This window comes from Lysinibacillus sp. Y5S-8 (assembly GCF_036894365.1).
GTDB classification, from domain to species: Bacteria; Bacillota; Bacilli; order Bacillales_A; family Planococcaceae; genus Lysinibacillus; species Lysinibacillus fusiformis_D.
Genome location: NZ_CP145889.1, coordinates 1,282,578 through 1,293,813, shown reverse-complemented (window position 1 = coordinate 1,293,813; position 11,236 = coordinate 1,282,578). Strand labels below are relative to the sequence as shown.

General features: G+C 37.6%; 16 protein-coding genes. 4 read left to right on the top strand and 12 right to left on the bottom strand.

Going from position 1 to position 11,236, the window contains the following annotated elements:
* Positions 1 to 40: 40 nt before the first annotated feature.
* Positions 41 to 274 carry a DUF896 domain-containing protein gene (locus tag V6670_RS06035; protein WP_036128062.1) on the bottom strand — a complete coding sequence of 78 codons (234 nt, stop codon included), beginning with the start codon at positions 272 to 274 and terminating at the stop codon, positions 41 to 43.
* 186 nt (positions 275 to 460) lie between these two features.
* On the opposite strand from V6670_RS06035, the gene V6670_RS06030 reads away from it, so the two are divergent.
* From V6670_RS06030 to def, 3 genes are all read left to right on the top strand, one after another.
* Positions 461 to 982 (top strand): GNAT family protein, encoded by a 522-nt coding sequence (locus tag V6670_RS06030; RefSeq protein ID WP_338653128.1) that lies wholly within the window; start codon positions 461 to 463, stop codon positions 980 to 982.
* A 111-nt stretch (positions 983 to 1,093) separates the two neighbouring features.
* Positions 1,094 to 1,258 carry a transcriptional regulator gene (locus V6670_RS06025; RefSeq protein WP_338653126.1) on the top strand — a complete coding sequence of 55 codons (165 nt, stop codon included), beginning with the start codon at positions 1,094 to 1,096 and terminating at the stop codon, positions 1,256 to 1,258.
* Positions 1,251 to 1,826 carry a peptide deformylase gene (def, locus tag V6670_RS06020; RefSeq protein WP_141903541.1) on the top strand — a complete coding sequence of 192 codons (576 nt, stop codon included), beginning with the start codon at positions 1,251 to 1,253 and terminating at the stop codon, positions 1,824 to 1,826. Before V6670_RS06025 ends, def begins: the two co-directional genes overlap by 8 nt.
* Before the next feature lie 146 nt (positions 1,827 to 1,972).
* On the opposite strand, the gene tnpA is transcribed toward def, so the two are convergent.
* The 3 genes from tnpA to V6670_RS06005 all read right to left on the bottom strand — a co-directional run bounded on the left by tnpA (position 1,973) and on the right by V6670_RS06005 (position 3,578).
* Complete coding sequence (tnpA, locus tag V6670_RS06015; RefSeq protein WP_036129052.1) at positions 1,973 to 2,446, bottom strand: IS200/IS605 family transposase; 474 nt, start codon at positions 2,444 to 2,446, stop codon at positions 1,973 to 1,975.
* Between the two features lie 155 nt (positions 2,447 to 2,601).
* Positions 2,602 to 3,267 (bottom strand): recombinase family protein, encoded by a 666-nt coding sequence (locus tag V6670_RS06010; RefSeq protein ID WP_058843960.1) that lies wholly within the window; start codon positions 3,265 to 3,267, stop codon positions 2,602 to 2,604.
* On the bottom strand, positions 3,264 to 3,578 hold the full coding sequence (locus tag V6670_RS06005) for a LysM peptidoglycan-binding domain-containing protein (protein ID WP_036128077.1): 315 nt from the start codon (positions 3,576 to 3,578) through the stop codon (positions 3,264 to 3,266). Before V6670_RS06005 ends, V6670_RS06010 begins: the two co-directional genes overlap by 4 nt.
* Before the next feature lie 166 nt (positions 3,579 to 3,744).
* Here V6670_RS06005 and lexA point away from each other — a divergent pair, with 166 nt between their 5' ends.
* A complete protein-coding gene (lexA, locus tag V6670_RS06000) occupies positions 3,745 to 4,362 on the top strand; it encodes a transcriptional repressor LexA (RefSeq protein ID WP_004232118.1) in 618 nt (205 codons plus the stop codon).
* Between the two features lie 109 nt (positions 4,363 to 4,471).
* On the opposite strand, the gene V6670_RS05995 is transcribed toward lexA, so the two are convergent.
* The 8 genes from V6670_RS05995 to V6670_RS05960 all read right to left on the bottom strand — a co-directional run bounded on the left by V6670_RS05995 (position 4,472) and on the right by V6670_RS05960 (position 11,235).
* Complete coding sequence (locus V6670_RS05995) at positions 4,472 to 5,194, bottom strand: gamma-glutamyl-gamma-aminobutyrate hydrolase family protein (protein WP_338653123.1); 723 nt, start codon at positions 5,192 to 5,194, stop codon at positions 4,472 to 4,474.
* A 33-nt stretch (positions 5,195 to 5,227) separates the two neighbouring features.
* Positions 5,228 to 5,980, bottom strand: a complete 753-nt coding sequence (locus V6670_RS05990; RefSeq protein WP_338653121.1) for a prepilin peptidase — start codon at positions 5,978 to 5,980, stop codon at positions 5,228 to 5,230.
* A 67-nt stretch (positions 5,981 to 6,047) separates the two neighbouring features.
* Positions 6,048 to 6,737, bottom strand: coding sequence for a hypothetical protein (locus V6670_RS05985; protein ID WP_338653119.1), 690 nt, complete (start codon positions 6,735 to 6,737; stop codon positions 6,048 to 6,050).
* Positions 6,734 to 7,327 carry a hypothetical protein gene (locus V6670_RS05980; RefSeq protein ID WP_338653117.1) on the bottom strand — a complete coding sequence of 198 codons (594 nt, stop codon included), beginning with the start codon at positions 7,325 to 7,327 and terminating at the stop codon, positions 6,734 to 6,736. Before V6670_RS05980 ends, V6670_RS05985 begins: the two co-directional genes overlap by 4 nt.
* Positions 7,327 to 8,301, bottom strand: a complete 975-nt coding sequence (gene pilM, locus V6670_RS05975; RefSeq protein ID WP_338653115.1) for a pilus assembly protein PilM — start codon at positions 8,299 to 8,301, stop codon at positions 7,327 to 7,329. Before pilM ends, V6670_RS05980 begins: the two co-directional genes overlap by 1 nt.
* Before the next feature lie 112 nt (positions 8,302 to 8,413).
* Positions 8,414 to 8,899, bottom strand: a complete 486-nt coding sequence (locus V6670_RS05970; protein WP_338653114.1) for a prepilin-type N-terminal cleavage/methylation domain-containing protein — start codon at positions 8,897 to 8,899, stop codon at positions 8,414 to 8,416.
* Positions 8,900 to 8,986: 87 nt separating this feature from the next.
* Positions 8,987 to 10,192, bottom strand: a complete 1,206-nt coding sequence (locus tag V6670_RS05965; protein WP_338653113.1) for a type II secretion system F family protein — start codon at positions 10,190 to 10,192, stop codon at positions 8,987 to 8,989.
* Positions 10,189 to 11,235: a type IV pilus twitching motility protein PilT gene (locus tag V6670_RS05960; RefSeq protein ID WP_089932048.1), complete on the bottom strand. Its 1,047-nt coding sequence runs from the start codon at positions 11,233 to 11,235 to the stop codon at positions 10,189 to 10,191. The genes V6670_RS05965 and V6670_RS05960 overlap by 4 nt, the downstream gene beginning before the upstream one ends.
* Between the last annotated feature and the right edge of the window lies 1 nt (position 11,236).

The window sequence follows — 11,236 nt, the reverse complement described above, 5'->3', positions numbered from 1 at the left end:
TAATTGCGTTTTCATACATACTTTATTGAATTGTGTCACATTAATTTAGAAATTTATTTTTTTTAGCTTGTCTTACTTTCTCTGGTGTCACATCATTACCTTCTGCATCTACCACTTTTACATTTTCAATCGTATCTCGCATAGTCGCTCTAAACGTATCTAAGTACTCCTTGCGAAGCGCTGTTCGCTCCTTAGCCTCTGCTTCTGTTAATTGACCACTTTTGGCCTTAGCAGAAAGTTCATTAATTCGGTTAATTTTTTCCTTTGATAACATTGTTACACACCTTTCAATACCTAGCTTAATGACTTCAGTATGCAAAGTATAGCATGCTTTCCCTTAAAATGCAGTTATACCAACCCTTAATAACACTTCTTAGCCATAATTTACATGACTTCCAGATGTTAGTCGTGTATAACTAATAATAAAAGGAAAAAATTTATATTTATTGGAGGAAATTAAATGAACATCACAACACAGCGATTACTTATCCGAAAATTTGAAGCCCAAGATTGGCAGGCTGTTTATAGCTATATGTCTGATGAAACGGTGATGCATTATATGCCCGAAGGTGTTTTAACGGAAGAACAAGTCCAAAAATTTATAACAGAAAATAGCGCGGATCAAGCTAAGCATTTTGCCATTACTTTACACGATCAACCAGAAGTTATTGGTCATTTAGTTTTTCATCGATGCTTTGGCGAACATACCTATGAAATTGGATGGGTATTGAATCCTGCTTATCAGCAACATGGCTATGCATCAGAAGCTGCTCAAGCCCTATTAGATTATGGATTTTCCAAATTGAAGCTTCATAGAATAATAGCAACATGCCAACCGGAAAATATAGCTTCTTACCGAGTGATGGAAAAGATCGGTATGCGGCGTGAAGGATTTTTTAAAAAATGTATACCGCATGGTGACAATTGGTGGGATGAATACTATTACGCAATCTTGCAGGAAGAATGGCATAAAACTCTATAAAATGACCGTGTTACATAGTAACAACATTTGGTCATTCAGTAAAAAGAGTATAAAATAAATGGCTAACACTTCAGACAAAATGGAGGGATAAACCTGAGGAGTATGATCAAAATGTTGAGAAACAAATTAGGGATAACCAAAGCTATACTTGCGAAAGAATGCGGTGTTGTTAGACAGACTATTAATTATATTGGAAATGATAAGTACGAGCCATTAGCTTTGAAGATGGCTAAAGTCCTCAATAGCCGTATTGATGAGGTGTTTATGTATGACTAAATTTCTTCCTGATTCGATCATTACCATGAAAGATTTTGTGAAAGAAGACTCGATATTATTACGAAAACAAACCGAAGAAGTGACGACACCCTTGAACCAAGAGGATCGAAATACTTTATTAGCGATGCTGCAATATCTCAAAAACAGCCAAGATCCAACGCTAGCAAAAAAATATAAGCTTCGCCCTGGAACTGGGTTGTCTGCAAATCAAATAGGTGTAGACAAACGGATGTTTGCTGTACTATTTGATCATAATGAAATGGTGTTTATCAATCCCAAAATCATAAGTCATTCCCTCAATATGATTTATTTACCTGATGGAGAAGGCTGCCTGTCGGTTAATCGACCTGTCCATGGTTTTGTGCCAAGATACGAGCGCATTAAAGTCAGAGCATATGACATTGATGGTCAAGAATTCATCCTGCCGTTTCAGGGCTATGGGGCGATCGTTGTCCAACATGAAATCGATCATTTAAACGGCATAATGTTTTATGATCGAATAAATAAAGAGAATCCTTTTCAACTACCTACTAACATCATCATCGACAGTTTGACTTCCTATCAATAGCGTTTTTTACTGTGAATCAGAACCACCAGTATAACTGGTGGTTTGCTCTGCGCGTGAAACGCTGGGGTACTGGCCCATGTCTAAAGACATTCTGAATGGTCCGCCAACCGCACTCCGTTTTCACACAAACCGCTAAAGCGGCTTACTTATTTTTTCTTTCTCTTGATTTCTTCTCCTGTGAATGGGTCAATGAATTCTTTCATCGTCATTTGATCTTGCAGGATATCTTCTTGTAATTGATTTTTTATATACTCCTGTATCTTTTTCTTATTTCGACCGACTGTGTCCACATAGTATCCTCGACACCAGAATTGACGATTACCATATTTATACTTTAAATTCGCATGTCGGTCGAAAATCATTAGACTACTCTTCCCTTTTAAATAACCCATGAACGCAGATACACTCAATTTCGGAGGAATACTTACCAACATATGAATATGGTCAGGACAGGCTGTTGCCTCTATGATTTCTACATCTTTTCTTTCACATAATTGGCGCAATATTCTTCCAACATCTGCTTTAATTTGACCATAAATAATCTGCCTTCTATACTTTGGCGCAAAGACGATATGATACTTACAATTCCACGTTGTATGTGCTAAACTTTTATTATCCATTTATGGTGGCTCCTTTCGTACGAAGTCGGTTGACTAGACCTGACTTTATTGTACGTTTGGAGTTTTTTTATTGTCCATAGCTAAAAGCTTTCCGGAACCCCCTGCATAGCAGGGGGTTTTCAAAGCACACAATAAAAAAAGATTAGCAGGCAATATTATTTGCCTGCTAATCTTTCTTGATGTTCTTGGAAGCGACGATGAACAGTCGCTTTACTTACTTCAAAGCCCAACCCTCGAAGCGTGATCGAAATTTCCTCAAAGGTAAATCCACGTTTGCGTAGCTTGACAATTTCATCTACAGGTAAATCCTTTCGCTCCTGCCCATGGGGATTCCCTCGGTTCGATAAATTATTTTCAGGACGGTAGCCATTTTCTACAGCACGTCGCATGCCTCGACGTATTTTAGCGTTATGGATTCTTCGTTGATACTCCTCCACGATTGCTAAAATCTCAAGCAGCATCGTATCCATTTCATTTAGTTGAACGGGTCCTGCATCGCGCATGGAAAAAACATCTGTTGCTGATTTTTGCAATAAATGCAACACAGCCATCCTTGCGTTCCCACGTCCTAATCGTGTTTCATCTTGTACAAAAAGGGCATTAATTCCCTTTTCTTTAATGAAATCAAGCATTTCAAGCAAGCCATCGCGTTCCACATCATAGCCGCTATGCTTATCCTTAAATACACCCTTTACCTCATAGCCTTGCTCTCTAGCGTAGCGCAGCAACTCTTCCTGTTGACGCTCTAATGAGGAGCTTTGTGTTTCTTTTTCAGTACTTACACGGCAATAGACAACAGCCGACAATTGTTTATTCATCATTGTTCAGTTCTCGCAATTTCAATAGTATGGATGGGATTGGCTTGATCACCCAATACAGGAATAACTAGAGACTTTCCTGCCACAATTTTAATATCTGCTAATTCATTTTCTGTTTTGACCAGCTTAATCCAATCATCTGTACTCATCTTACCACGGTATTGCTCTGCTAACGACCACAAGCTATCCCCATGTTCAATTTGAATTTCTGCGTAATTAACATCTCCTGGATCAGTTATGTAAAGGTATCCTGCAAATAGTAGACAAGCTCCTAATAAAATGGAGATATGTGTATTTTTCTTTAACCATGTCATAGTTACAACCCCTTTTCTAGAATGTTTATTCGGAATGTATGTTCTCATAATAAAGCGAACAAATGTTTTTGTCAAACACTTTTCGAACCTATGTTTGCATACATGTTCGCATTCTGTTATACTATCAAATAAGAAGAATGATATTAGAAAAAAGAGGTGAGCACTCATGAAAAAAGTTTCGAAAAGACAAGAGGACATTTTGGCTTTTATTAAAGAAGAGGTACGAGCTAAGGGATATCCACCATCAGTACGTGAAATCGGGGAAGCAGTCGGACTTGCTTCAAGTTCAACTGTTCATGGTCATTTAGCTCGATTAGAACAAAAGGGCTTTATTCGTCGAGATCCAACAAAGCCACGTGCAATTGAAATTTTAGAGCCTGAAGAGTCTATTCAAAAGCAGCAAGTCATTCATGTACCACTTGTGGGGAAGGTAACTGCTGGTTCTCCAATTACTGCTATTGAAAACATTGAAGAATATTTCCCATTACCAGATACGTATGGTACAAGTGAGGATCAGTTATTCATGCTAGAGATTATGGGGGAATCTATGATTGAAGCAGGAATTTTAGATGGCGATTTAGTTATTGTGAAGCAAAAGGCAACAGCTAATAACGGAGATATTGTTGTGGCGATGACAGCAGAGGATGAAGCAACGGTCAAACGTTTCTTCAAGGAAAAAAATCATTTCCGCTTACAGCCTGAAAATTCATCTATGGAGCCTATTATCGTCGATCAAGTTTCTATTTTAGGACAAGTTGTAGGACTATATCGTCGTGTACATTAATCATTTAAAGTAGGTTTTGAGGATTATGTGTTCCTTCTAAGAGCATGTATCCTCTTTTTTACGCAAAAAAAGAATCCATATATGGTTGGATTCTTTGTACAGTCCCCTGCTACGCTTCCTTTTTGAATTTTAAGCTAGCTTCAACAAAGGCTGAAAATAGTTTTTGTGCAGGCTCATCTCCTGCTATGGCTAGTTCCTCGGGATGCCACTGAACAGCCAAGCAAAATGGCAAATCTTCATGAACAACCGCTTCGATAATGCCATCACTCGATTTTGCTGCTACTTTTAATTTCTCTGCTAATACATTAACTGCCTGATGATGAAATGAATTTACCGCAATTTTATCTTGTTGTAAAATGGTCGCTAATAAATTCTCCGCCATAATTTGTACATAATGAGTAGCTACAGCTCGAGCAGATTGCTGTACATGCTTGAGCAGCTTAGTACTAAAATGGTCACTATCAATATCCTGAAATAAAGTACCACCTAGTGCTACATTTAGTATTTGAATGCCTCGACAAATACCCAAAATAGGCATCTTTCGTGTGAATGCCGCTTCAATTAATGCTAACTCTACCATATCTCTTGCTGGATGAATTTTCCCTAGTTTTGGTGCAGGCTCTGCCCCATACAGAAATGGATGCACGTCATAGCCTCCAGATAACAATAAACCATCTGTAAGGGATAGAATTTGTGTGGCATCCTCCTCTACGCCAAGTGGAATAATAAGAGGAATCCCACCTGCATCAATGATACTTTTACTGTAAGCAGCATTTAATCGAGAGGATAAATCATCTTCCACAAAGGCTGTAATGCCAATAATCGGTTTCACTTGCTTCCCTCCATATGCTTGAAGATTGAACAATTACCAAAAACCTAAATACCAATTGATTAATGAATCCCCATAAAAATAGACAATAATGGCGGCTAATGCAATAGAAGGTCCAAAAGGAATGGGTGTTTTTCTCCCCTGCTTGTTCTTCGTTAACACGACAAGCCCGACAATCATGCCGATAACTGCAGCTACAAATAATGTTAACAGTGTATGCATTGTACCAAGAACAAGTCCAATTAAAAAGAATAATTTAATATCGCCTCCACCCATGCCCCCGTTTGATATCACAGCAATACTATATAATATGCCGAAACCAACGACTGCACCTACAGCACAGTCCCACCAGGGTGTTAATGGCGACAGTACTCGTCCAATAACAAGGAAGGGTAAAAAAAATAAAAGCACCTTATCTGGAATCAGCATATAGGCTATATCAGAAACAACAATGATAACTAATAATGAAATAAAAAATAGGGCTACTATAAACTCTATGCTCCAACTAAGCTGCCGATAAGCAAAGGCAAACAATAGTCCTGTTAATAATTCCATTACTGGATAAATCCAAGCTATTTTATTACCACAGCTCCGACATTTTCCACCCAAAAACAAATAAGATAAAACTGGCACTAGATCAAGCGCCGTCAGTTGCCTTTGACATTTAGTACAATGTGAAGGAGGTTGTACAATCGACTCCTTCTGTGGCACACGTAAGCCTACCACATTATAAAAAGAGCCAAAGACAAGCCCAAATAAAAATAGAAAGATTGTATAAGCCATTTCCAATTTTCTGTCCTCCTAAACTAATAGGCGCCCATACGAATGCAGTATGGAACGCCTATCAATGCAATTATTACTCTCCTTCGTAATAGAACGTCGTCACCTGGACGGTAGCTTGTAAAGTAAGATCCGCATCTTTTTCTAATTGCTCCTGCTCTCCAGGCAATTTGAATTCGATTGTATCCGTTTTCATCACACGCTGTAATTGTTCAATTTCCTGTAAAAAGCTCTCTAGAGAATTAAAATCAAGCGCCTCAACCTCTAATATAAAAGTAATCAGCTTTAAATTCGATGGTAAGGAATCCTTTGAAATAGATGAAATCGGTGAACTCGTAATATTGGTATCCTGCTCACCATTAACCTCTTCTTCAGCTTGCTCCAACATATTAAGGTCTTGCGATACATCTGATTGCGAAACAGCTGCATCATCATTTTGAACTGTTAATGACTTTATGCGTGTCCCTGTCACTTCCTCAATCTCAGCTAAATCTAGTATGATCTTTTCAACGGCTCTTGTTGTAGGTAGCCTCTGTCTTAATGCTAAAACATTGATAGTCGGCTGGCCCTGCTCCATGTCTAATTGAGCTAATTGTTCTTTTACACTAGAAATCTCTTGCTGCATCTGTGATACATGACTCTCTTTTGCTTCTACTTCATTTAATCTTGGTAATAATAAATAATAATAAAGCGCAAATAAAATAGAAACGATTAAAGTCAATAACAAGATAATAGATGAATTTTTACTACTCGTTAATTTATTCATGAGCGTCGTCCTCCAGCTAAATACATAAAGTCGATTGTCGCCGTAATGGACACTGAATAACGTGGTACTTCTTTAAATTTTTGTTCAGGCGTTAATTCCTTATGTTCGCCAAGCTCTATATCGAAGTTTGACACTGTATTAATTTGTGCGTCTGTAAAAAAACTACTCATTAAAAGTCGCTCTACATATTTCGATATATCGGTCATCGTTTCAAAATCCACTTCAATATTAACTGTATTCTCCCCAAAAACGTAGCTACGCAAGTACGTTTGAGTTGGTAGTAAAGTTTTCGTTTCATCAATTAATGGGGTTACAGGATAAGAAACACCTTGAATATAGGCAACAGATTCCTCCAATGATCCCTGATCAACACTTTGTCTTACATCTAACTCTTGCTGTAATTGTTCAAGCTGTGTCGTTAATGTCTTTTCCTCAGCAGTTAAACGTGACAAATCACTTTTAGATGTAAAAAATATAAATAGTAAATAAGCTACTATTAGACCCACAATGACAATTACCAAGCTATAAAAAAGCTTTGGTGAAGTAGACCGTTTTTCAAGCTGTGGTAAGAGGTTTATATCTGGAACCATTAATGAACCTCCTTCAAAGCTAAGCCTAGCAATGTTGAAAATTCTTTCTTAAAATGAGGAAAGAACTTCTCAATTTTTGCTCCATCAACAATCATCAAAGGTGTCTCTAAATTAGAAGATAATAAGGTTCCTATTGATTTAAGTAACGGGTTATCACCAAGCATTATGATTTCATCTACTGTTTTTTCCCCTTTATGTAAAGAAAACTTAAAGAAATTCATCATCCGATCAATTTCTAAAACCTGATCCATGACGACCATCTGGTAATCTTCGGTTTCACCATTGTAGAGAAATTGGTAGCTAAATTCATTGACTTTTTTGCCCTGCCATTGTGCCATATCTGTTTCAATCGATTGATAACGTAAAAACTCAACCTGTCCATTTGAAAAGATACTAATGGAAAGTTCATTGATAGACCACTCAGCAATTAAATATGTTTTATTAGGCACTAACATTGACATATGTTCTAACAAACGTATATTGCATAATGCACGAATATCGGCAGCTTCAGGGTCCAAGGAGACATCTAACAGCATTCCTACTATTTTCGTAATTTCCTCTGAAGGTGCTGCAAATAATATCGCTTTGCCGTCCTCCGCATCGGGATCATAAACATCAATTAACGGGTCCTGAAAAGGTAAATGAATAGAATGGCCCAACTCCATTTCAGCATATCCTCGTAATTCCTGAGGTTTAACATCTTTAGGATGCTCGAAACTTTTTAATAAAACAGTTGTGTCAGGCACAAACATACGAACAGCCTGTTTTTTTCCTGTCCACTTCACAACCTGTTCTTTAATAATTTCAAAAAGAGCCACCTCATCTATGATTGCTCCATTTTCAACGATATCAGCTGGTAAAGGATATTCATAGCCATGCCAATGACTAGGCTCAGGTCCTTTCGCCACAATCGCACGTAGCACATAATCCTTCAGTTCAATCGATACATGCGACTTTCTCTTTCTCTTAAACATGTGAAAAGACCTCCTTTTCCTATTCAGTATAAATCATTTTATCAATTAGTCATCCATTCCCCAGCCAGAAACGCAAGAAAATTATCGTTTCTGAATGGGTTGGGAGGACTGATTATTGAGTTTTAGTATTTTCTGTTTTTTTCTTGTCTACTCCTGCACTTTTTAATAGTTTATTAAGCTCTTCTTCAGATATTGTTATTGCACCTGCAGTTGAGCTAACTTTGAGACTCTCTGTTTTAATCTCTTCAAACCTACCATATGAAATTGACCATTTTTTTCCACTTTCGTTATACGTTACTTTATCATTGCTTCCTAGCTCAATACCATCTACAAACGCTGCTAATTCATCTTTCACACACTCATTATCTGAATTGTCTCCTTTACAAGCGCCATCAATATAAGCAATCTTAGCACCAGATAGAATATTTGATGCTTCTGCTAAAATAGCACGGTCCTTTGACTTATTAATAATATTACCAATTGCAGGCACAGCGATTGCTGCGATAATTGCTAAAATAACAATTACAGCTAAAAGTTCAACTAATGTTAAACCCTTCTCATTTTTCAATAGTTTTTTATTTTTCCATTTTTTAAACATAGAGAATTCCTCCTTAGTAGTTTTATATGAAGTGTGAAAACACGGTCTTCTAATTCAATTTCTGGATAGGCTTTAGATAATTAAAAATTACATATTTTCATATAGTTGGAACATTGGTAAGAATATAGCCGCCACAATCACTCCTACAACAAGAGCAAGTACTATAATCATTAAAGGTTCGATAAGTGACTTCATTGTATCGACGGCACGGTTTACTTCTTCCTCGTAAAAATCAGCAATTTTTTCAAGCATATAATCCAAGGAGCCTGTTTTCTCACCAATTGCTGTCATTTGTGTAACAAGGGGTGGAAATAGCCAGCTTTTTTCAAGTGGCTCTGATAATGTGCCACCCCTTTCTAAATTATCGCGAGCCTCCAGTACTACTTTTCCCATAACTGGATTACCTCCGACTTTTTCAACAATCGTTAAAGCTTGTAAAATCGGCACCGAGCTACTAAAAAGAGTAGATAGAGTTCTCGTCATTCTCGCTATAATATCTTTTTGTAAAAGTTGGCCAAAGATAGGCATGCGAAGTAACAAAACATTAACTGTATAATGAAACTCTTTATTACTTTTATAAAAATAGCGTGACCCCACTACTAACACTAATGGCCCTAAAATCACGAGATACCAAAACTGAATCAACCAATCACTTATACTAACAACAATAACTGTAATTAGCGGCATTTCTAAGTCCATATCTTTAAATGCATCCATAAAGGTAGGCACAATAAAAACCATTAAAAACATGCCAACCACCAGTGTTAAAAGGGATAATATTGCTGGATAGGTCATTGCCGATTGAATTTTTTTCTTGATGTTATATTGCTTTTCTAGTGTGCTTGCCAGACGATCTAATGTGTCGTCAACGTTACCAGTAGCCTCTCCAGCACGCATCATATTGACAAAAAGTAAGGGAAACACTTTGGGATGTTTACCTGCTGCATCTGAAAATGCCATCCCACTCCGAATATCCTCTTCAACTTGCATCAATGCTCGCTTTAGTGGTTTATTCCGTGTTTGCTCACCCAAAATACGCGTCGCTTCAACGACAGGGACACCAGCACGAATTAATGTCGCATACTGCCGACAATAAATAACAAACTCTTGGTGCTTCACTTTTGTACCAATGGCAATGTCCTTATGTAAAATGCTATTTGATTCTTGAAGCTCTCGCGCATTTATTCCTTGTGCACGAAGCTTCTCCATAGCAATTTTTTTATTTGGGGCTTCAATAATGCCCTTTTTAGGTGCTCCTGTTTTGGTGCGACCACTATAACGAAATACAGTCAACTATAATCACCAGCGTTCATGTATGGGCGTGCATCTTCTAGCGAAATCTTACCTGTGGTAATCAGGTGCTGCATCGAAGATTCTAATGTGTGCATGCCCAATGCTTTACTTGTCTGCATTACGCTTGGAATTTGGTGGATTTTTTCATTGCGAATTAAATTCGAAATGGCAGGAGCTTGTACTAAAATTTCTGTCGCAGCAATGCGCCCTTTTACATCTTTACGAATAAATAAACGCTGAGAAACAATACCTTGCAGTACATTCGCAAGCTGCACTCGAATTTGACTTTGCTGATGCGGTGGAAATACATCAATAATACGGTCGATTGTAGTTGGTGCACTACTTGTATGAAGTGTCGCCATTACTAAATGCCCTGTTTCAGCAGCCGTGATAGCCGTTGAAATCGTTTCATAATCTCGCATCTCTCCAACTAAAATAATATCTGGGTCTTGACGCAATGATGCTCGTAAACCATTTGCAAAGCTCATTGTATCGACACCAACCTCACGCTGATTAATGATAGACTTTTTATGAGTATGCAAGTATTCAATTGGATCCTCTAACGTAATAATATGTTTTGATCTTGTCTCGTTGATATAATCAATCATTGCTGCTAATGTAGTTGATTTACCTGAGCCTGTTGGACCAGTTACTAAAATTAAACCTTGTGGTTTTTCCGCAAGCTTATATAACACTTGTGGCATATTAAGTGCTTCAATAGAAGGGATTTTAGCTTCAATTAAACGAGCCGCTATTGTTACTTCATTTCGCTGATGATAGGCATTTACACGGAATCGACATTTCCCAGGCAATGAAAAGTTAAAGTCAGTTTCTCCCTTTTCCTCAAACTCCTGTTGTTTATGTACAGGAAGAATGGCATTTACCATTCCCTTTAATTCTTCAGAATCTAATGGATCTGCACCATAATGTTCCAACTGCCCATGAATACGATATACTGGCGGAATACCTTTTGTTAAATGAAGATCCGATGCTTTTTCTTCAAACGCACGTGTTAATAATTCAACGATTGAATATGATGTCATT

Bases quoted from the DNA above. Each gene is read 5' to 3' on its own strand.
- V6670_RS05985 (WP_338653119.1), bottom strand. From the start codon at position 6,737: ATGAATAAATTAACGAGTAGTAAAAATTCATCTATTATCTTGTTATTG.
- V6670_RS06010 (WP_058843960.1), bottom strand. From the start codon at position 3,267: ATGATGAATAAACAATTGTCGGCTGTTGTCTATTGCCGTGTAAGTACT.
- V6670_RS06005 (WP_036128077.1), bottom strand. From the start codon at position 3,578: ATGACATGGTTAAAGAAAAATACACATATCTCCATTTTATTAGGAGCT.
- V6670_RS05960 (WP_089932048.1), bottom strand. From the start codon at position 11,235: ATGACATCATATTCAATCGTTGAATTATTAACACGTGCGTTTGAAGAA.
- pilM (WP_338653115.1), bottom strand. From the start codon at position 8,301: ATGTTTAAGAGAAAGAGAAAGTCGCATGTATCGATTGAACTGAAGGAT.
- tnpA (WP_036129052.1), bottom strand. From the start codon at position 2,446: ATGGATAATAAAAGTTTAGCACATACAACGTGGAATTGTAAGTATCAT.
- V6670_RS05980 (WP_338653117.1), bottom strand. From the start codon at position 7,327: ATGGTTCCAGATATAAACCTCTTACCACAGCTTGAAAAACGGTCTACT.
- V6670_RS06025 (WP_338653126.1), top strand. From the start codon at position 1,094: ATGTTGAGAAACAAATTAGGGATAACCAAAGCTATACTTGCGAAAGAA.
- lexA (WP_004232118.1), top strand. From the start codon at position 3,745: ATGAAAAAAGTTTCGAAAAGACAAGAGGACATTTTGGCTTTTATTAAA.
- def (WP_141903541.1), top strand. From the start codon at position 1,251: ATGACTAAATTTCTTCCTGATTCGATCATTACCATGAAAGATTTTGTG.
- V6670_RS06030 (WP_338653128.1), top strand. From the start codon at position 461: ATGAACATCACAACACAGCGATTACTTATCCGAAAATTTGAAGCCCAA.
- V6670_RS06035 (WP_036128062.1), bottom strand. From the start codon at position 274: ATGTTATCAAAGGAAAAAATTAACCGAATTAATGAACTTTCTGCTAAG.
- V6670_RS05970 (WP_338653114.1), bottom strand. From the start codon at position 8,899: ATGTTTAAAAAATGGAAAAATAAAAAACTATTGAAAAATGAGAAGGGT.